The sequence below is a fragment of the Mesorhizobium sp. EU05-FHT14A09 genome (assembly GCF_058790995.1).
This window is the reverse complement of sequence record NZ_JBYTDF010000002.1, coordinates 808,256-827,536: the sequence shown is the minus strand read 5'-3', so window position 1 is coordinate 827,536 and position 19,281 is coordinate 808,256. Positions and strand designations below refer to the sequence as shown.

Sequence of the window (19,281 nt, the reverse complement as noted above, 5' to 3'; positions counted from 1 at the left end):
CCTTGCTTGACCGCGTCAGGCTGGTTCGAGGCTCGATGTGACGGCAGGAAGGGACGCAATCATGTCTGCGCGGGCCACTGATGGCGGGCGGGTTTTCCGGCCGACCGGCATGTGAACCGCATTGCGGACAGTGCCTACTGGCACAGCTTTCCTCCCTGTCGGACAGTTCTCTCGTGTAATTTACCGACCGGTCGGTCATTTAATTGCACAAAATGGTTGGGAGATCAATCGCAAACTGCGGCCGAGGGTCGGCTTGCACTCGATCTGGAACGACAATCTCGTCGCGCCGCCGTCATGCGCGCTTCCTATCGGGAAGGTATCGGCAAAACAGATCATAAGGATTCGAGGTGGAGATCAGGCATCCCGTGCCAGACGACGTTTCTTTTCTAGCGCAGCTGATGACCGAGCTTGGCTATCCGACTTCCATCAAGGACATGGCGGCTCGGATGACGGCCGTGACCGGACGGACAGATCATGCGGTGTTCGTTGCGGTCGAGGATAGTGTCGTGGCGGGAATGGTCGCGGTCTTCACTTCGCCGTCACTTTACAGGAACGACCTGCAAGGCGCGATCGTCGCACTCGTTGTCTCCTCCCGCTTCCGCGGACGCGGGATCGGCTCGCTGCTCGTGGAACGGGGAGAAGGCTGGCTTCGTGACAACGGCGTCGGCTACGTCACCGTGAAGCCGAGCAGGCATCGTGAAGATGCCCACCGCCTGTATGCTCGGCTTGGATACGAGCATAGCGGCCTGCGGTTTTCAAAAAACCTGGCTTAGCTGCTGTATGTGCGGCCTCGCCGCCTAGTGCTTTGCCCTTGGAGCCTCGTTCAAGATCGAGGAAACCTCGACGCGAGCTATCTCGAGGAGATGCGCCAGCATGTCGTGACCGTCGCGAGCAGCCTCGTCGATCTGCAGGGCGAGGGCTTTGCGGATGTTTTCCAGCTTTTTTCGCTGACGATCGTCAAGCCGATACATCGGTGGTCCCAGCCGGCGGCTAGAGGGCCCATCCCGTCATCGGAATGGGCCCCACTAATGGACAAAGGCACGTGGGTTTTATCTCTATCTCAACTTCGCCTGCCTGTCATGCTTAGCGCGTTAAATACCTCGTGAGAGCATCGAAGCCCGGCTTCGAACGAGAGGCCGCCGCCTGGCGTATTTCATCGGAAGCTTTCGGGGTCAGGCGTAAGGCGTGTTGGCGAGTGCGGCATCGACGCCGGCAAAGCCCCGTTCCATGACGCTCATCAACGCGACTTCAGTCTTTCGGTTTGCACGAAAGACACGCAATGCCTCGCGGTAGGCGACAACCAGGGTGGCCATCAGCATTGTCGCCGCCAGGTTCGCTTCGGGATCCGAGCGTGGCCTGCCTGCCGCGTCGGACAACATGGCAGCGAGGTCATTCGCCAGCGTCACCTGCAGTTCGCAGGCGCGCGCCGTCAGCGTCGGGCTTTCTGCCACCATGCGCCAAAACTGGATGGGGCGATCGTCGATCCGGAACAACGGGTGTTGCTCATCGACCAGCCTTCGCATCAATGCCTGGAAAGCCTGAACCGGCGCTTGCCCGTTTCGCTCGACGAGCGCCTCGCGCACCAACTGCCGGACTTCCTCCTCGCGATCGAAGACGAGGTCTTCTTTCCGGGCGAAATAGTTGAACACGGTCTTCCGCGCGACGCCGGCTTCTCGCGCGACGTCCGCGACGGAAACCTGATCGAAGCCGCGCTCGACGAACAGCAGCGTCGCGACATTGGAGATCGCCTGTCGCGTTTCTTGTTTCTTGCGGTCTCGATGGCCGGGCTGATTTGACATGTCGAGCCCTATACCATAGATATTTTTACACTTAGTGTAAAAATATTGGTTTCGACGTTGCGATGAGATGTCGCTTGCCGCGTATCCTATGAGGGCTTTCCCATGATCTATGATGTTGTCATTGCCGGTGCAGGCCCGGTGGGCCTGTTCCTCGCCGGTGAGCTGCGCCTGGCCGGGCTCTCCGTGCTGGTGCTGGAGCAGGCCGAAAATCCGCATTCACCCCTGAAGAGCCTGCCATTCGGCATGCGGGGGCTTTCGGTGCCGACGCTCGATGCGTTCCACCGTCGCGGACTGCTGGACGATGTCGTTGCAGCGCAGGGCGCGATGAATGGCAACGCATCGGCCGCCGTTCACTGGGCGCAGCAGCCACGACGTCCGGGCGGCCATTTCGCCGGCATTCAATTCTTCCATGATCACATCGCTGCCGAGAGGTGGTCCTATCGCCTGCCCAGCCCAAGCGGCACGGGCATGGCCGTCGAGATGCAGTCCCTCGAAGCCGTCTTTGCCGACCATGCCAGCGCCGCTGGCGTGGAGATCAAGCGCGGTTTCGGTGTCGAGGGCTTCGATCAGTCCGATGACGGCGTGGCCGTTCGTGCCGGCGGCGAGACTTTCCACGGGCATTGGCTTGTCGGCTGCGATGGCGGCCGCAGCACGGTGCGCAAGGCCGGCGGCTTCGAATTCGTCGGCACAGATCCCGAATTCACCGGCTATTCGCTCGAAGTCGAGCTTGCCGACCCGGACAAGCTGGAGCCGGGCCGTCACTACACGGCGACAGGCATGTACACCTACGCACGGCCCGGAACCATTGGGATGGTCGAGTTCGACGGTGGTGCTTTCCACAGAAGCCAGCCCGTCACGCTCGATCATGCGCAGGCGGTATTGCGTCGGGTGTCCGGCACTGATGTTTCCGTGACGTCGCTTCGTCTGGCCACCACCTGGACCGACCGCGCCTACCAGGCAACCGTTTATCGAAAGGGGCGGGTGTTGCTTGCCGGTGACGCTGCCCACATCCACTCTCCCCTGGGTGGCCAAGGGCTCAATCTGGGGCTCGGTGATGCGATGAACCTTGGCTGGAAGCTTGCCGCCACGATCCGCGGGCAGGTGCCGGAAGGCTTGCTCGACAGCTATACCGAGGAGCGGTACCCGGTGGGGGCGCAGGTGCTTGACTGGTCGCGCGCTCAGGTCGCGCTGATGCGGCCAAGCCGCAGTTCTCGTGCTCTTGAAGCCATCATTCGTGACCTCATCGGCACGCGCGACGGGGCGACATATTTCGCCGAGCGCGTGTGGGGTGTTTCGCTTCGCTATGACCTCAGCGGCAGCCACCCGTTGGTCGGCAGAAATGCTCCCGATTTCGAACTGGCTGATGGAACCAGGCTCGGCGAGCTGCTCAGGACCGGCAAGGGGCTGTTGCTGGATTTTGACGGCCAGGCGCCTCTCCGGGAACTCGCAAGCCGTTGGAGCGACCGGATCGCCTATGTTGCCGGTCCGCCCAAGGATCGCCTCGGCCTCAGTGCCGTCCTGTTGCGTCCCGATGGTTTTGTCGCCTGGGCGGGGGATGCCATCCTGGATATCGGCAAGGCGGCGCAGGCCGCGGCGCGATGGTTCGGCGAAGCCTGACTCACAGATACTGGAAATAGAGTTTCCGGGGAGCAGGCGGCACGAGACCGATGTCGCGCATCAGGTATGGGCCGAGGTCACGGGGATCGATGCCGCGACTTTCGGTTCGGGTGATGAGTAAAGCAACAATGATGTTCATGCTTTTGATGCACTGATTTCTCATAGTGCATACGTTGCATAGGTCGGTGAGGTCGATACAATGAAATCACCGCATCGGTTGCATGAAGAATTTGAATGCAAAGCAGAACCTATCCGTCGCTCCAAAGCCTGCTCGCGATGCTGGCGGTTTATCGGCAGCGCAGTTTCACACGCGCCGGGTCGGAGCTCGGCCTCACCCAGACGGCAGTCAGTCACCAGATCGCGCAGCTTGAGAGCTGGCTCGGCAGCAGACTGTTCCTGCGTGGACGCGGCGGTGTCGAACTGACTGACGAGGCCGCAGGCATGGTGCCCAGGGTTTCGGAAGCCGTGGAAGCGTTGCTGCGCATCCTCGACGAGGCGAGGGCAGCAAAGCGAGGCCGCAAGCTGCGCATATCGACGACATCGGAATTCGCAACGCAATGGCTTCAGAAGCGACTGCCGGGTTTCTGCTCCGCCAACCCGTCGATCGACGTCAGTGTGACGATTGAATACCGGCGGGCACAGCTCGATGCCGAAAATGTTGGCGTCGCGATCTGGCTGATGGGGGCTCCTCCGCACGATGGCGCGATCCAGCTGACCGACGACCACGAACTTGTTGTCTGCTCGCCCGGCCTTCTGGCGGAGCTTCCGACGACCGATGCGATGCTGGAGGTACCGCTGCTCCGCTATGAAGGTGCCCGCCATACCGTGCTGGACTGGAAGCGTTGGCATGGACAGCTGTATGGCCACGGTCGGGGTGGCGACAAAGTCCAAACGGGCGAAAACGCGATCGGCTTCGATGGCGGGCCATGCTTTCCGACATTTGCCGACATGCTGGCTGCTTGCGAGGCAGGCGCGGGGGTAGCCCTTGTTCGTACCAGTCTTGTCGCCGACAGGCTCGCGAAAGGGGGGCTTGTGCAGGCATTCGTGGAGACTGTGAGGTCGGACCTGCAATATTATCTTGTCTCCACGGCAGCGCAGCGGAGACGTCCCGAAGTCATCGCTTTCCGAAACTGGCTGGTCCAGGCAATGGGTCTTACGGAACAGCCTGTCGGGACGGCTGAACAGACGTTTTCCGCATCCGCGTTGACGAGCCGCTAACCGGACTTGCCTTCGATCGTTGCGAGCGACCGGCTTCTGTGCAAAAGCTGCGCCGCACTCAGGACCGCCAGACTGTCGTACCATCATGCGTGTCCCCTCCAATCCTCTCGTCCTGATCGGACCCGCGATCCTGCTGGTTTTCGCAGCGAGTTTCGTGGCGATCTGGATACGTGACCGGCGGCTGCGCTACCTGCTGTTCTTCAGCGCGGCCTGTCTGTTCTTCTGTCTGGGGACCTTGTCGCAGATACTCGGTGTGCCTTCCGGGGATGGCCCGAACGCTGTGGTATCGTCCTTCCTCTATACATTGAGCGTGGCTCTGCTGAACGATGGGCTGCTTCGGCGGTCCGGACAGCGCCTGAGCCTGGGCGGCTACCTGGCGATCCTCGTCCTGATCTGCGGCGGCATAGCCTATTTCTTCTATGTCGATCGCCAGTTGCTCGTGCGCATCTACATCCTGAATTTCGGCTACGGGCTGATCTGCCTCGTCACAGCGTGGCGCCTGCGTGCACTACGTAGCGGGATGTTCGCCGAGAAGGTCCTGTTCTGGATCCTGCTTGCCTTCTCGCTGCATTTCTTTCCACGTACGGTGTTGACGGTTGGTACGGTGGCTCCATCCGTGGGGACGTTCGGCACGTCTACCTTCTGGCTGGCCCTGCAATTTTCATTGGCGGTTCTGGGTGTCATGCTGGCACTTGCGCTGTTTGCCGTGACGGTGAGCGATATGGTCGCAGACCTGCGCCACGAGCGCGCCGTCGATCCGCTCACCGGCGTGTTGAACCGGCGTGGCTTTGACGAGCGCGCGCAGGAGTTGCTTACGGATGCCCGCAATTGGCCGATCAGCCTCATCCTGGTCGACATCGACCACTTCAAGACGATCAACGATACCTTCGGTCATCCCGTCGGCGATGCGGTTCTCAGGGCATTCGGTCGCCTGCTCCAAGGGATGACGCGCCAGGCGGATGTCTGCGGTCGCCTCGGCGGAGAGGAGTTTGCCTATCTGTTACCCAATTGCGATGCGGGCGGCGCCGATGTCTTTGCTGAGCGGCTGAGGCAAAACGTGCGCCGGCAGCATTTCGAAGGGTTATCGCGGGCGCACCAACTCACCGCCAGTTTTGGTGTTGCTTCGGCACGCCAGGGCGAAGGCCTCGAAGAACTGACCGCGCGCGCGGATGCCGCGCTTTATCGCGCCAAACGGCAGGGTCGTGACCGGGTCGAGGTGGACGAGGCCAGAACGCGAGCCGCTCAGTAGCTCGGCAGTGTAAAACCTTGTTTCTGCAGGTTTTCGGCCACTTTGCGTCGCGCGACGAAGAAGTCAGGCGGTCGATTGGCGCGCGAATGCGCGATCTCTTCGGCCGAATAGGGCTTGAACGGCTCGGTCAGCGATTCCTTCGCCAGCGCTGGTACCAGCCAGTTCATCAGCGTCGCCACATCCTTGTCGTTGAGACCCGAGTTCATGATGCCGGGCGCCTGGGTGAGGAAGATTCGCGATTCCGCAGACTCCATGAAAGTACCGACATTGCCGGCAAGTGCAGGGATGCGGCCGACCGTGGCTGCACTGCCTTGCAGGCCATGGCAGCCTGAGCAGTGCAGCCTGTAGAGAATCTGGCCGCTTTCCGAGGCCGCGGCCGGAACGATGGGAGCGACCATGAAAACGAGCAGGGAAACGAAGGCCGCTTTCATCGGCTATTGGACCAGTTGCGAGCGTGTGCCCAGCAGCGCCTTGTGGTCGACTTTCCTGGCGCGCAATGCCTCGATGTCGGCAGCAGTCAAAGGCTTGAAGTCGGCAGGGGGCGTGTTGAGGGTCGCCAGCACATAATTCGCCAGCGTCGCGATCTCGTCGTCCTTGCGCTGCTTCTGCGCCGGCATGACGCTTTGGTAGGTACGGCCGGCGGCCAGGAGTTTCCCGGACAGTCCGTTGAGGATGACTTCCGGTACGTAGGTGCGGCTGTCCGGCTTGCCGGCTTTGGCCCAGTCGGCGCCGGCGAGCGGTGGTGCCATGCCGGGAATGCCGACGCCGCCCTTGCCGTGACAGGCGCCACAGGTCTGCGTGAACAGAGCTGCATCGTCGGCATGAGCGCTGGCGGTGACCAGCGTCGTTAGCGCGAGGGCAAGGACGGCTGCAATTCTTTGTTTCAGCGCAATTCCGGACGCAAAACCGCTATGCACTTTTGCTGGAATTGCTTCAGCCATTGCTGTTGCCGAGGCCAACAACGGCCGCCACGGTGCAGTGGTAGTTGGTCTGCGTGTTGGCCATGCACCAGTTGATGTCGTTGTGCACGCCCATGCGATAGCCGGGCCGTTCGCGCAGGTTGAAGTTGCACAGGCACTTGCCGCAGGACGCGACGCCGCAGCAGTCATTGTAGCTTATCAGGTAGTCCTTGCCGTCGCCCGGATTCTGGCAGGTGCCGACCCAGGTTACCGCCGAAATCTGCGCATTGGGTGGGCACTGGTTGATGGTACCGCCGCAGCAGGTGCACAGGAAGCCGTCAAGCGCGCAATAGCGCCAGTATTCGCATTCCTGGTCGGTCTTCTCAGCTGCCGCGCGGGCAGTACCGCCACCGTCGCGGTCGAAAGGCAGCAGCGGCATGATCGCGCCGCCGACGGCTACCTTGCCGACGAAGGACAGGAAGGTGCGGCGGCCGAGCCGGTGCGCCATCTGCCGCGAGCCGCGTTCCGTGACGTGGTCGATGGCACCGAAGAGTTTGTCGATCAGTTTCGACATGGTTTGTCTCCCCTAATTCTATCGCATCGGCCCGAAAATCGGCATCGATTTTCGGAAAGCACGATGCGCAGATTCAAAAGTGTTAGAGCGTCCTTTGCGCGTCCAAGCGGACGCGCGGGGCTCTAACGTCTCGTCAGCTGCGCTGCGCGACTTCGGCTTCGATCCAGTTCTGGATAGAGGCCTGACCGAGGTCCTGCGCATTGAGAAGGCTTTCCAGCTGCTCGCGTGAATTCACCAGGCCTTTGCCGCGCACCACACCCTGCGGGTCGAGCAGTACGGCGAAAGGCAGGCGATTGATGCGGTAGGTCATGCCGAGGTCACGCGACAACACATATGGGAAATCGCCCAGGCCCGCGGCGCGGCGGAACTCGGCGTGTTCCAGCGCGTCGCCATCGGAGGCGATGACGATGCCGAGCTTCTGCGCTTCCGCCTGCTTCAGCGATTTCAGCACCGGCAGCAGCTTCTTGCAGACCGGGCAGGTGGTCGACAGGAAGAAGACCAGCGTGCTCTTCGGCGCCGGCAAACCAAGCGTCAGCGGCTTGCCGTCCAGGGTGAGCAGATCAAAGCGTGGCGACTGCTCGCCGATCTTCGGGCCAGCATCGGTCATCAGCGCGCCCATCGGCGCTACGCGCTCAAACAGGATGCCGACCTGCCGCGCCAAAGCGAAGACGACGACCAGGAGAACGATGACGATCGCCCACAGGACGATTACGGCTACAACCAGCGGATCCATCAGTCGTGCCCCTCATGATTGTGCTGCTCGAATGCGCGGTTGGACGCCTGCAGCCAGGACCAGTTGTCGATGAGTTTTTCGATGCCCGCGAAAAGCAGGATGGTGGAAAGGATGCCGGCGGCGGCGCTCAACCAGGCCGCCGCAGTCATCTCGACTGGCAGCAATGAGGCCATGGCCACCAGGCAAAGCATGCCGAGCACGGCATTGCGTGCGACAAGATACCAGGACAGACCTTGTCCGGCGCCGCCACAGCCGCAGTCGATATGGGTGTTGCCGCGCACCAGATTGATGGCGATGGCGGCAGCGTAGAGGGCAAGCAATAGAAGACCAATGCCCGCCGCAAACGGCCGGGTTGCCGGTATGATCAGGCCGAAGATCACCGCGACTTCGAGAACGATAAGGCCGAGCGCGGCCGGCGTCAGCAGTGTTGCCGGCAACAGGCGGTAGCCGCCCATGGTGTGTACGAACATGGTCAGGTCGGTGGCCTTGTGCATGGCGGCGCGGGCAAAGACGCTGACCAGCGTACCTGCCGCGATGACCACAAGGATCGGATGCAGCGCTATCATGGCGTCTACCGCACCTCGACCTGGTCGGGCAGGTCTCCGCCCGAAGCTGTTACCGCTGGTGTCAGTGCGAACTCCTTGCCGGCTTCCGGCAGGTCGTAGCGAACGATTTGCGCCTTCAGCCCGTCGATCGCGAACAGCGCCGGCTTGTCGCCCTGGTTGACGGTGAGCCCGATCGCCGGCACCGATTTCGAACGGCCGATGACCTTCTTGGCCTTGAGGTCGATCGCCCAGATCTCTTCCGCCGGGTTCTTGTGGCTGCCTTCCGTGCCGTTGGAGTGCATCAGCATGTAGGCGATGCCGTTCTTGTCATGCACGGTCAAAGGCTGGTAGCCGCCAGGGCGCCAGTTGCCTTCCACACCCTTGGCCGCTTCGATCTTGTCGACCAGCTTGGCGGTGTCGCCTTCGACATCGATGACATAGATGTTGCCGCCATAGGACGGGAACACCCAGTAGTCACCCCAGCGATAGGCGCTGGTGAAGATGGCGTCCTTGTCCGGATCGAAGATCGTTTCGGACGGCTTCATCTCGCCCGTGCCGTCGGATTTGACGTCGATGGTGCCGACGGTGCCGTCGCCGCACAGCGTAGCAAAGCGTGTCGCGGTCTTTGTGGAAGGGAAGATGCCGTAGCAGCCGGGATTGGGGATGTCGCCGATCTGTTTCTTGGCTGCCAGGTCCACGATCGTCACCGACGTGGCCGGTGTCGCATTCTGCACGAACAGATATTTCATCTCGGCCGATGGCTGGAACAGCGAGCGATAGTTCAGAGCCTGCGCCCTGTTCTTCGAGATCGAGATCTCTTCCTTGAAGGTGAGATCTTCGCCGGAATAGACCTCCACGAAATCCGAGCGTTCGCCGCGTGTCGTGCGCGAAAGATGCGACGTCGCGACATAGATGTCCTTCGAGCCCTGCGGGAACTGCGCCATGCCGAGGCTGCCGGTGCCGATGATGCCGATCGGCTTCAACGTCTTGGCATCCATCACATAGATGCGTCCGTCCACCACGTGGTTCAGCGCGAGGTCCATCGAAAAGACCATCTCGGTACCGGCCGGGATTTTGACGTTGGTGATCTCTTCGGGCTGGATTTCCTTTGCCGCCTCCTGGGCGTAGGCAGGCAAAATCGCTGCGCTGGCCAGCATGGCCGCTGCGAACAGACCGAAACGCATTGGTTGTCCTCCCCTTTGCTTATTCCTTCCGATGCCAGCCCGTCCCATAAAGACCGCAACCGTGCCGTTTCGGCAGGCTCGCGCACTAAACTGGAGGTGGCAGGAACAAACGTGGCAGCGGGCGACATTGCTGGAAGCCGGCGCCGTTGCCGGATCTTGTCTTCCGCGGCCCCTTTACGCTCCTCCCAGGGCAGCAGCAGGCTCTTGATTGCAACTGTGCAACGCGACTTCGGCGGCTCGCTTGACAGAATGCGCCAAAATTCAGGTCCTATCTGGCTGCAGCTCTCGTCACAGCAGACCGACGCGGACATATCCGCGCGGCGCGCCTCAGATATGCCTTTCCCGGGTTCGGTAGTCGGCAGGGGTCTCGCCGACCTGGCTCCTGAAGTTGCGCGAGAAGGCGCTGGGTTCGCTGTAGCCGAGCTGCAGCGCGATCGTTGTCAGCGGGATGTCGGTTGCCACCAGCATGCACTTGGCGATCTGGACGCGCACCTTGTTGCGGATATCGAGGAAATTGACCCCGCATTCGGCAAGCCGGCGCTGGAAGGTGCGCAACGACACGCCGAAGTCGGCGGCTGCGTGTTCGACATCGGCATCGAAGGCGCGTGCAAGCGCGGCGCTCATCCATGCCTGAAGAGCCGTGACCAGGTCGATCTCCTGCTGCATAGCTGACCGGTTTTCGCGCAGCTCTTCCTCGGCGCGCGCATTTGCGACCGGATCGGCGCCGGGAACACTGTGATCGAGATAGGCGACGGGAAAATAGATGGCGTTGCGCGGCCGGCCGGTCTGGATCGGACAGCCGAAATGGTTGCGGTAGGCGTCCACGTCGCGGGAGCAGTCATGTTGGAGATCAATCTGGGAAATGGTTCGCCGTGGCCCGATCACATCGGTGAGCATCTTGTGCTCGAGCGAGATGGTGAAATCGGCATCCTGATGGCGCAGCCGCACCGTCGGGTCGGAGATCGAATAGCTCAGCCGCGCGAGGTCACCGGAAATGTCGAGCCGCACCTCGCTGTTGCTCTGCAGACTTGAGAAGTAGCTGGTGAATTTCGAGAAAGCCCAGCCAAGTGTCGGAGCGGTGAAGAAGACGGTGGCAATGGAGCCGAGCCCCAGCAGATTGTAGCTGCGGCCGAGCTTCAGGCCCAAGATGATGTCGCCTTTCTCACGCGCAGCCGCCTCGAGGATGGTGGTAAAAATGGCGAGCGGTGTGCTTTCGCTGCTCTCGGCAAGGCTGGAACGCGTCAGTCCGAGCCGCGCCAGGATGGTTTCCGGTGGCTGGCCCTTGTTGGCCAATGCGTCGAGCAGCAGCGTCGTTGCGCGCGGCGCGATCGTCCCGCTTCCCTGCATCCCGTACCTCCAGAGCGTTTCCGCTTTTCACGGAAACGCGGAAACGCTCTCACTTTTGTTTTCACGCAATTCCGGACGGAAAACCGCTGCGCACTTTTCCTGGAATTGCTCCCAGAGCGTTTCCGTTTTTCACGGAAACGCGGAAACGCTCTGACTTTTTGTTGCGCAATTCCGGACGGAAAACCGCTACGCACTTTTCCTGGAGTTGCGCCAGTCACGGTCGCCAGGAGCATCCCTCTCGTGCCCTGGTGGGATTTATGCGCGAATTGTTGGATTGGCGCGTGGACCTGTCAATTGCCTTGAAGTCGAACATGCTCTTTGCCGGCCCAGGCCTTAGCTTGGCGCCAATTCGCCGGGGGAACGGTGTGCTGATGAGCCTGCGCGCGAGGTGGCTGCACATGCTGGCCAGCCATGCCGGCCGGGCAGGGCTGGTGTCACTGGCGCTCGGCGTGGGTGTGCTTCTGTTGCAGCCGACCGATGCAGGGTGGTGGGCGGCGCGGCTGTTCGGTGTCGCTGCGCTGATGCTGACGGCTGGCACACTCTTCCTGCGCCCGGCTTCGGGGCAACGTCCCTGGCACAGGATCTTGGGCTGGACGGCGCTGGCCGCACTGGCCGGCCATGTCATCATGACCACGGGGGCCCAGCCTGTCTTCTGGCACTGGATGACGCCTGCGATCCCCATCGAGATCGTCGCCGGCATCGTCGCGCTGCTGTCCTTTCTGGTTGTGGTGCTGGTGCAGCGATCTCGATCGCTGCGCCGGCGGCTTGGTCCGTTTTCCAGCCTTTCCGTGCATCGGACCGCCGGTTATCTGCTGATCGCTGCTGCCTCTATCCACATCGCCTTGAGTGCCGGCATGGCGGTTTTTGCAGCCGCAGCCTTGCTCATCGGATTGGCCTTCCTGCTCATCGAAGGCCTGCTGCGGGAGCGGCATGTCTTGCGGCTGGCGGCCACGCTGGCACTGTTCGTCGGCGCGATCGCCTGGCTGGCGACGGGCTTGATGGCCGAGACGCGGCTGGCCATCCTGCGCCAGGCCCCCATCGACCATGCCCGTTTTCTGCATACCGATCATACCGGGCTCGCCTGCGCCGGCTGCCACCACAACTTCGTCGACCGCACCGGCAGCGAAAATTGCCTCACCTGCCACAAGCGCATCTCCATCTCGGAGGCCACGCGCATCGACGGCATATTCCATCTCTTCTGTTCGGACTGTCACCGCACGGATAAGCGGGCCGGCAAGAAATCCGGCCCGATCGACGATTGTGCGGGGTGTCACGGCTGAGGTGAAACGGAGGGCTTTCTAAGAAGCCACGAACTTCGTGATATCCGCCAGTGTAACGGCGACTTCCTTCGGGAAGCGGTGACGATTGCGAACGATACGGTTCTGCCGGTTGGCAGCCTCCATGAAAGCACCGAAGGCTGCGCGGGGGCTGCACACTCCCTCCTGCGAGCGTTTGATCAGTTCGACTGCCCGCAGATAGCTCTCGCACTCCTTGTCCGGCCAGGAACGGCGCATGGCGTCAGCCATGTCTCTGATGTTGCGGATCATGAATTTGCTGCCGCAGGATGTCCTGAATGTTACCGGTGTGAAACAAGCCATCAGCTATGATCTCCTTTCGTGCCGTGCGTGAACATCAAGTTCGTTCTCGCGGAGGCGATTGTTGATCTTCAGTAAAAGCCGCATCGAAGCTGATAATCATGTCGGATAAATCTCGTTCCAACACAGAGTGTTTCGCCGCCAAACACTTTGTTTGAAAGGTTTGCCCCAAAAACACCTGATTTGAAAATCTCGTTCCTTCCGTCCTTTGATCCGCTGGCGCCACTGGCAAAGCTTTTTATGGAACGATCGCAGCAGGCTCCCGTTCGGATTTTCGACACGGGAGAAAGCTCATGAAGCCATTCGTCCTCGCAGCCATCATCGCCTTTGCGGCGACGCCCGCACTGGCGCAGTCCATTCCCGAAAAGACGGGTGTGAACACGTTGCTCGGCGTGGCGCCATCGACCGATGACTTCGTCAACAAAGCAGTGACAAGCGCTCTGTTCGAAATTGCGGCGAGCAGGCTTGCCGCCGAGCGAGCCGATCCGGCAACCAAGACCTTTGCCGAAGAAATGGTCCGTGACCATGAACGGCTTGCAAACGAGTTGAAACAGCTGCTGCAGAGCGACGCCGTCAACGTCATCGTCCCGGCAGAGATGACGGAGGACCAAAAGGCGACCCTTGGCCAGCTTCAGGCTTTGCAGGGACAGGATTTCAACGGCCGCTACCATTCGGACCAGGTCAAGGCGCTTGCCGATGCGGTGGACCTTTTCCAACGCTATGGTGAGAAAGGCGAGCAGGCTGCGATCCGAACCTGGGCCGCGAGCAATCTGCCGACATTGCGACATCATCTTGAGATGGCCAAGAAGCTGAACAGGTAACGGCTGGACCGTCGCCTGGCCATGCGCCATCCTGCCTCGCGCCTCTGTGTGACGACGAGGCCAAGATTGTGTGGGAGCAGCCATGACATCCGCCAACAAATCAGCTGTCCAGCTTACTCATCCTGACCGGGTCTATTGGGAGGATGCCGGTGTCACCAAGGCAGGCCTTGCTGACTACTACGCCGAGGCGTGGCCGCGCATGGCGCAATTCGTGACGAAGCGGCCTCTGGCTTTGCTACGCTGTCCCGAAGGTGCCGCCGGTCAGTGTTTCTTCCAGAAACATGCCTGGCGAGGCCACGCCAAGGAGGTCCTCGCCGTGCGGGATCCGAACGACAATTCCGAGGAGCCGATCCTGGCGGTCGACAGCTTCGATGGCGTGATGGGGCTTGTTCAGGCCGCGACGCTCGAGATCCACCCTTGGCAAGCATCGTTAGCCGACCTCGAACATCCGGACCAGATCGTCATGGACCTCGACCCAGGGGAGGGCGTTACCTGGCAAGACCTGATCGATGGCGCGCTGGAGGTTCGCGCGCGACTGGAGAAGGTGGGACTCAACGTCTTCGTCAAGACGACAGGCGGCAAGGGCATTCATGTCGTGGCGCCACTCAAACCGGTCATCGGCTGGGCCGAGGTGAAGGAATTCAGCAAGGCAATTGCCGATGACATGGCCTCGGACAGCCCCGACCGGTATGTCGCGACCATCACCAAGTCGAAGCGGGTCGGCCACATCCTGATCGACTACCTGCGCAACCAACGTGGTGCGACGGCAATCGCGCCATATGCCACCCGGGCGCGAGCCGGCGCCCCCGTTTCGATGCCAGTCGAATGGGATGAGCTCGGCCCGTCGATCGGACCAGCACATTTCACCGTGAACAACGCAGCGAGCCGGCTCGGCATGACCGATCCCTGGCAGGATTTTCGCAAGGCAGAGGCAGCTTTGAAGCTCTCTTAAGGTAACAGGTTCGAGCCGAAGCCGCCCACAGTCGGGCGGCTTCGGCTATCTCTGCTAGTGGGTGGTTTGTGAATGCTCGCCGCCGCGCTGCGAGATGCCGCCGAGCGCTTCGCCGGCGTGCATGGCTTCGCCATTGGTGGCGAGATCACCCAGCGACACGATGCCGACCAGACGTTTGTCGCGGTTGAGCACCGGCAGGCGCCGCACCTGAATGTCGCTCATGTTCTGCAGGACGGCGCTGACCTCCTCGTCGTCGAAGCAGTATTTGACATCCGCCGTCATTACCTCGCGTACCGGTGTTTCCGGCCCCTTGCCCAGGGCAACGCCACGAACGGCGATATCGCGGTCGGTGACCATACCGATCAGGTGGTCACCGTCGGCGACAGGCAACAAACCTGCATCCAAGGTGGCCATGGCTTGCGCAACGTCACGCAAGGTTGCATCCGGCATGGCGATGCGTACGTCCTTGGTCATGCAATCTCGTACTCTCATGGTGATCTCCCGGAGTTCGACGCCCCACGCCGATAGGTGATGCAAGCCCAATGAGCGGGTGACGAAAACGTTCCGATGAAGTCGTCCCTCGTGGCCCAGGGCTCTCCAGGCATTGTGGTGAGGCTAAATAATTGGAACTGGCTCACCTTCGGGAGCGTTCGATTACAGTCGAGCTCGCAACTCCGAGCTCGATGCAAGAATTCCGGAAGGAGAGAACCATGAGCCTCGGCACAATTCTGATCATCATCCTCATTCTGCTCTTGCTCGGCGGTTTCAGTGGTTTCGGTGGTGGGCCGTTTTACGGCACCGGTTATTATGGCGGCGGCGGCCTGTCCCTTCTGCTCATCATCATCGTCATCCTTGTGCTGCTGGGGCGGGTTTAGTCACGAAAGGAGAAACCAATGCGCATCTTGGCGCTGGTTACGGCTCTTTCGACGATGGCCGCGGTTTCGCCGGGGCTAGCACAGCAGCCCGAACGCAGGTTGCCTGAGCTGACGCCAGATCACTCGCCGCAGCAATCCGTGCCAATGCCCGGATTGTCGCATGATCAGGAGGTCACTGCGATCAACATCGTCAGGGTCGAGGAATTGCCGCAGCCGGACAAAGCGCGGGTGGAGAGTCAGCTGAAGGACACCAGTGTGGACGACCTGCGGGAATTGCAGACATCGATCCAGGCCTCGCCGATCGCAGTGCTGATGCTGGCGCAGAACGGCGCGGACGCCACACAGGTGGTGGCGGCAACGATAGACCAAACCGGCACGCTCACTTTGGTCGTCCAGGAAACGGCGTAGCCACTCAATCTACCGATCGGTGTCGAGTTGCTCGATGACTTTCGCATCGCCGACATCGGTGAGAACCGTCTCGACCTCTTCGTCGTCGACGCCGAGATAGGCAGCGATGACTTTGGGATCGGAACGGACAAAGGCTGGATCGCCGTCGGAGATCTTGCGGCCATATTCCAGCACGACGATGTGGTCGGAAATCTTCATCACCACCGACATGTCGTGCTCGATGAGCAGGATCGACGTGCCGTTGGTGTCGCGGATATCCATCAAAAGCTCGTTGAGCGCCAGAGATTCCTTCGGATTGAGGCCGGCAGCGGGCTCATCGAGGCAGAGCAGTTCCGGGCCGGTGCACATGGCGCGCGCAATCTCCAGCCGGCGCTGGGCGCCATAGGGCAGGTCGCCTGCGGGATCGTCGGCTCGGTCGATCAGCTCAGCCTTTTCCAGCCAGTGTTGGGCAAGCTCCACCGATTCCGCGGCAGCGCGGCGATAGCTGCCGATGCCGAACAATCCAAGGACGAGGAATCCTGAGGCCTTCATCAGCTTGTTGTGCTGCGCCACCAGCATGTTCTCCAGCACCGTGAGGCCGGGAAAGAGCCGAATGTTCTGGAAGGTGCGGGCGACCTTGGCCTTGGCCGTGATCTGGAAGTCCGGCATGCGCTCGAGCAGGAATTCCGAGCCGTCATGCCCGGTGAAACGGATCATGCCTTCGGTCGGCTTGTAGAAGCCGGTGATGCAGTTGAACACCGTCGTCTTGCCGGCGCCGTTGGGGCCGATCAGCGCGGTGATCTCGCCGCGCCTGGCCTCGAAGGACAGGTCGCCGATGGCGACGAGGCCGCCGAATTCCATGGTCAGATGTTGGACTTGCAGAAGGGTTTTATCCATCGGGGCACGCTCTCTAAGGCAAGTCCGGCAAAAGCGCAGCGGTTTTGCGTGAGGAATTGCGTCAAGATGAAGCCCCTGGGGTTCGGAATGCGCGAGTGGATGATCGGTTCCGCAAGTTTGTCGGGCTGTCCTTGCTCGTTGTGGAGAAACGGCTTCGCCAAGCCAACGCCGTGGCAGGCTTTCGCGCACTTGAATATGGTGCGCCGACTCAACGGTTGGAGACGAAGTAACGCATGAGTGGTGCAGGACAGGCGGGCTATGAGCGGATCGCTTCCATCCTCGCGACAGAAATCGCGGCCAAGCCACAGCAGGTATCCGCAGCGATCGCTTTGCTCGATGAAGGGGCAACGGTGCCGTTCGTGGCGCGCTACCGCAAGGAGGTGACCGGTGGGCTCGACGACACGCAACTGCGCCAGCTCGCTGAACGCCTCGGCTATCTGCGTGAGCTCGACGCGCGCCGCGCCGCGATCCTCGAATCGATCGGCGAGCAAGGCAAGCTGACGGACGAACTCAAGCTCAAGATCGCCGCTGCCGCGACCAAGGCGGAACTCGAAGACATCTATCTGCCCTACAAGCCGAAGCGGCGCACCAAGGCCGAGATCGCGCGCGAACGCGGGCTTGGTCCGCTGGCCGAGGCGATCACGGCCGACCGCGCGGCGGTGCCATTGCAACTGGCCGAAGGCTATATCACCGAAGAGGTGCCGGACACCAAGGCAGCGCTGGAGGGGGCGCGCGACATCCTTTCCGAACAGTTCGCGGAAAACGCCGATCTGGTCGGCAAGCTGCGCACCTATATGCAGGAGCGTGCCTTCATGCGCTCGCGCGTCGTCGACGGCAAGCAGGAGGCAGGCGCCAAGTTTTCCGACTATTTCGATCATGCCGAGCGCTGGGCGACGACGCCCAGTCACAGGGCACTGGCGATGCTGCGTGGCCGCAACGAGGACGTGCTTTCGCTTGCCATCGAAGTCGACGCCGACGACACCTCGGTGGTGAAGCCGGTGGAGCGCATCATCGTGCAGACACTGGGCATCGGCAACGCGCTGCCGGGTGACAAATGGCTGACCGAGGTCGCCGGCTGGACCTGGCGGGTGAAGCTGTCGCTGCATCTGTCGCTCGATCTGATGCGCGACCTGCGCGAACGTGCCGAGGAAGAGGCGATCCACGTCTTTGCTCGCAACCTGAAGGACCTGCTTCTGGCGGCGCCCGCCGGTTCGCGCGCCACGATGGGCCTTGATCCCGGCATCCGGACCGGTGTGAAGGTGGCGGTGGTCGATGGCACCGGCAAGCTCAAGGAAACGGCGACCGTCTATCCGTTTCAGCCGAAGAACGATGTGCGCGGTGCCCAGGTGGAGCTCGCTCGGCTGATGCGCCAGCACAATGTCGAGCTCATCGCCATCGGTAACGGTACGGCCAGCCGCGAGACCGAGAAACTGGTGGCTGACCTGCTCGGCGACATGCCGGCGCCGAAGCCGCTGAAGGTGATCGTCAGCGAAGCAGGCGCATCGGTCTATTCCGCCTCTGAAACCGCTGCCGCCGAATTCCCGAACCTCGATGTTTCTTTGCGTGGTGCGGTGTCGATTGCACGTCGCCTGCAGGATCCGCTGGCGGAACTGGTCAAGATCGAGCCGAAGTCGATCGGCGTCGGGCAATACCAGCACGATGTCGACCAATACCGGCTGGCGCGCTCGCTCGACGCGGTGGTGGAGGATGCGGTGAACGCCGTTGGCGTCGACCTCAACACCGCGTCTGCGCCGCTTTTGGCCCGCGTCTCCGGCCTTGGCGCCTCGCTGGCGGAAGCGATCGTTGCACACCGCGATGCCAATGGCCCGTTCCCGAGCCGGCAGGAACTGCTCAAGGTTTCCCGCCTCGGGCCGCGCGCCTTCGAACAAAGCGCCGGCTTCCTGCGCATCCCGAACGGTGACGAACCGCTGGACGCATCCTCCGTGCATCCGGAAGCCTATGGCATTGCCAAGAAGATCGTTGCAGCCTGCGGACGCGACTTGCGTGCGTTGATGGGCGATCGCGCCATGCTGCAGGGACTGGACCCGCGCGTTTTCGTTGACGAGCGTTTCGGCCTGCCGACCGTGCGCGACATCATCGCTGAACTGGAAAAGCCGGGCCGCGACCCGCGCCCGGGCTTCAAGACGGCGACCTTTGCCGACGGGGTCGACGACATCAAGGACCTGAAGCCCGGCATGTTGCTCGAAGGCACCGTCACCAATGTCGCGGCCTTTGGCGCCTTCGTCGACATCGGCGTGCACCAGGACGGTCTGGTTCATGTTTCGCAACTGGCCGACCGCTTCGTGAAGGACGCGCATGAGGTGGTCAAGGCCGGTGACATCGTCAAGGTGCGCGTGGTCGACGTCGACATCGCGCGCAAGCGTATCGGCCTGACCATGCGGCGCGATGGCGATGGCGGTTCATCGAGGCCGGCACGTCAGGACAGTCCGAGAAAACCCGCCATGCCACAGCAAAGCAAGGGCCGGCCTGACAAGACGCCGCCATCGCAGGGCGCCTTTGGTGCAGCTTTGGCCGAGGCGTTCAAGAAGCGGTGAGCCGCATGCACGGGCGTGTGGTTGCGGCTGGTCC

General features: G+C 61.8%; 22 protein-coding genes and 1 pseudogene. 10 read left to right on the top strand and 13 right to left on the bottom strand.

Annotation, left to right across the window (positions count from 1 at the left end):
* The first annotated feature begins 365 nt into the window (after nt 1–365).
* On the top strand, nt 366–773 hold the full coding sequence (locus AC3WTO_RS11435) for a GNAT family N-acetyltransferase (RefSeq protein ID WP_492460815.1): 408 nt from the start codon (nt 366–368) through the stop codon (nt 771–773).
* Between the two features lie 24 nt (nt 774–797).
* Here AC3WTO_RS11435 and AC3WTO_RS11430 read toward each other — a convergent pair whose 3' ends face one another.
* Nucleotides 798–971 (bottom strand): hypothetical protein, encoded by a 174-nt coding sequence (locus tag AC3WTO_RS11430; protein ID WP_492460814.1) that lies wholly within the window; start codon nt 969–971, stop codon nt 798–800.
* Nucleotides 972–1,172: 201 nt separating this feature from the next.
* The gene (locus tag AC3WTO_RS11425; protein ID WP_492460813.1) at nt 1,173–1,799 is read right to left on the bottom strand and encodes a TetR/AcrR family transcriptional regulator; all 627 of its coding nucleotides are present in this window, start codon (nt 1,797–1,799) and stop codon (nt 1,173–1,175) included.
* A gap of 102 nt (nt 1,800–1,901) precedes the next feature.
* Between AC3WTO_RS11425 and AC3WTO_RS11420 the strand changes: the two genes are divergently transcribed.
* Nucleotides 1,902–3,416: an FAD-dependent monooxygenase gene (locus AC3WTO_RS11420; RefSeq protein WP_492460812.1), complete on the top strand. Its 1,515-nt coding sequence runs from the start codon at nt 1,902–1,904 to the stop codon at nt 3,414–3,416.
* Between the two features lies 1 nt (nt 3,417).
* Here the strand turns inward: AC3WTO_RS11420 and AC3WTO_RS11415 are convergent, their stop codons facing one another.
* On the bottom strand, nt 3,418–3,555 hold the full coding sequence (locus tag AC3WTO_RS11415) for a hypothetical protein (RefSeq protein ID WP_492460811.1): 138 nt from the start codon (nt 3,553–3,555) through the stop codon (nt 3,418–3,420).
* A gap of 95 nt (nt 3,556–3,650) precedes the next feature.
* Between AC3WTO_RS11415 and AC3WTO_RS11410 the strand changes: the two genes are divergently transcribed.
* Complete coding sequence (locus AC3WTO_RS11410; protein WP_492460810.1) at nt 3,651–4,634, top strand: LysR substrate-binding domain-containing protein; 984 nt, start codon at nt 3,651–3,653, stop codon at nt 4,632–4,634.
* 85 nt (nt 4,635–4,719) lie between these two features.
* Nucleotides 4,720–5,883, top strand: coding sequence for a GGDEF domain-containing protein (locus tag AC3WTO_RS11405; protein ID WP_492460809.1), 1,164 nt, complete (start codon nt 4,720–4,722; stop codon nt 5,881–5,883).
* On the opposite strand, the gene AC3WTO_RS11400 is transcribed toward AC3WTO_RS11405, so the two are convergent.
* The 7 genes from AC3WTO_RS11400 to AC3WTO_RS11370 all read right to left on the bottom strand — a co-directional run bounded on the left by AC3WTO_RS11400 (nt 5,877) and on the right by AC3WTO_RS11370 (nt 11,165).
* Nucleotides 5,877–6,314 (bottom strand): c-type cytochrome, encoded by a 438-nt coding sequence (locus AC3WTO_RS11400; RefSeq protein WP_492460808.1) that lies wholly within the window; start codon nt 6,312–6,314, stop codon nt 5,877–5,879. The two genes, AC3WTO_RS11405 and AC3WTO_RS11400, sit on opposite strands and share 7 nt — an antisense overlap.
* A gap of 3 nt (nt 6,315–6,317) precedes the next feature.
* Nucleotides 6,318–6,824, bottom strand: a complete 507-nt coding sequence (locus tag AC3WTO_RS11395; protein WP_492460807.1) for a c-type cytochrome — start codon at nt 6,822–6,824, stop codon at nt 6,318–6,320.
* Nucleotides 6,817–7,356, bottom strand: a complete 540-nt coding sequence (locus AC3WTO_RS11390) for a methylamine dehydrogenase light chain (RefSeq protein ID WP_129411057.1) — start codon at nt 7,354–7,356, stop codon at nt 6,817–6,819. The genes AC3WTO_RS11395 and AC3WTO_RS11390 overlap by 8 nt, the downstream gene beginning before the upstream one ends.
* A gap of 133 nt (nt 7,357–7,489) precedes the next feature.
* Nucleotides 7,490–8,089, bottom strand: a complete 600-nt coding sequence (mauD, locus tag AC3WTO_RS11385) for a methylamine dehydrogenase accessory protein MauD (protein ID WP_492460806.1) — start codon at nt 8,087–8,089, stop codon at nt 7,490–7,492.
* Nucleotides 8,089–8,655, bottom strand: coding sequence for a MauE/DoxX family redox-associated membrane protein (locus AC3WTO_RS11380; RefSeq protein ID WP_492460805.1), 567 nt, complete (start codon nt 8,653–8,655; stop codon nt 8,089–8,091). The genes mauD and AC3WTO_RS11380 overlap by 1 nt, the downstream gene beginning before the upstream one ends.
* Nucleotides 8,656–8,660: 5 nt before the next feature.
* Nucleotides 8,661–9,818, bottom strand: coding sequence for an amine dehydrogenase large subunit (locus AC3WTO_RS11375; protein ID WP_492460804.1), 1,158 nt, complete (start codon nt 9,816–9,818; stop codon nt 8,661–8,663).
* A 327-nt stretch (nt 9,819–10,145) separates the two neighbouring features.
* Complete coding sequence (locus AC3WTO_RS11370) at nt 10,146–11,165, bottom strand: AraC family transcriptional regulator (RefSeq protein WP_492460803.1); 1,020 nt, start codon at nt 11,163–11,165, stop codon at nt 10,146–10,148.
* Nucleotides 11,166–11,536: 371 nt separating this feature from the next.
* On the opposite strand from AC3WTO_RS11370, the gene AC3WTO_RS11365 reads away from it, so the two are divergent.
* Nucleotides 11,537–12,445 (top strand): cytochrome c3 family protein, encoded by a 909-nt coding sequence (locus tag AC3WTO_RS11365; RefSeq protein WP_492460802.1) that lies wholly within the window; start codon nt 11,537–11,539, stop codon nt 12,443–12,445.
* A gap of 18 nt (nt 12,446–12,463) precedes the next feature.
* Here the strand turns inward: AC3WTO_RS11365 and AC3WTO_RS11360 are convergent, their stop codons facing one another.
* On the bottom strand, nt 12,464–12,763 hold the full coding sequence (locus tag AC3WTO_RS11360) for a DUF982 domain-containing protein (RefSeq protein WP_492460801.1): 300 nt from the start codon (nt 12,761–12,763) through the stop codon (nt 12,464–12,466).
* A 290-nt stretch (nt 12,764–13,053) separates the two neighbouring features.
* On the opposite strand from AC3WTO_RS11360, the gene AC3WTO_RS11355 reads away from it, so the two are divergent.
* Nucleotides 13,054–13,581, top strand: a complete 528-nt coding sequence (locus AC3WTO_RS11355; protein WP_492460800.1) for a DUF4142 domain-containing protein — start codon at nt 13,054–13,056, stop codon at nt 13,579–13,581.
* Between the two features lie 82 nt (nt 13,582–13,663).
* Nucleotides 13,664–14,533, top strand: a complete 870-nt coding sequence (gene ligD, locus AC3WTO_RS11350; RefSeq protein WP_492460799.1) for a non-homologous end-joining DNA ligase — start codon at nt 13,664–13,666, stop codon at nt 14,531–14,533.
* A 54-nt stretch (nt 14,534–14,587) separates the two neighbouring features.
* On the opposite strand, the gene AC3WTO_RS11345 is transcribed toward ligD, so the two are convergent.
* Nucleotides 14,588–15,025: a CBS domain-containing protein gene (locus AC3WTO_RS11345; protein WP_492460798.1), complete on the bottom strand. Its 438-nt coding sequence runs from the start codon at nt 15,023–15,025 to the stop codon at nt 14,588–14,590.
* A 218-nt stretch (nt 15,026–15,243) separates the two neighbouring features.
* Between AC3WTO_RS11345 and AC3WTO_RS11340 the strand changes: the two genes are divergently transcribed.
* Together AC3WTO_RS11340 and AC3WTO_RS11335 are read left to right on the top strand one after the other, a co-directional pair.
* Complete coding sequence (locus AC3WTO_RS11340; protein WP_129411046.1) at nt 15,244–15,408, top strand: DUF3309 family protein; 165 nt, start codon at nt 15,244–15,246, stop codon at nt 15,406–15,408.
* Nucleotides 15,409–15,426: 18 nt separating this feature from the next.
* Nucleotides 15,427–15,816 (top strand): hypothetical protein, encoded by a 390-nt coding sequence (locus AC3WTO_RS11335; RefSeq protein WP_492460797.1) that lies wholly within the window; start codon nt 15,427–15,429, stop codon nt 15,814–15,816.
* A gap of 18 nt (nt 15,817–15,834) precedes the next feature.
* On the opposite strand, the pseudogene AC3WTO_RS11330 reads toward AC3WTO_RS11335, so the two are convergent.
* A pseudogene (locus tag AC3WTO_RS11330) lies at nt 15,835–16,692 on the bottom strand (ABC transporter ATP-binding protein); the annotation flags it as partial.
* A gap of 233 nt (nt 16,693–16,925) precedes the next feature.
* Here AC3WTO_RS11330 and AC3WTO_RS11325 point away from each other — a divergent pair.
* Nucleotides 16,926–19,247 carry a Tex family protein gene (locus AC3WTO_RS11325; RefSeq protein WP_492460796.1) on the top strand — a complete coding sequence of 774 codons (2,322 nt, stop codon included), beginning with the start codon at nt 16,926–16,928 and terminating at the stop codon, nt 19,245–19,247.
* The last annotated feature ends 34 nt before the right edge of the window (nt 19,248–19,281 follow it).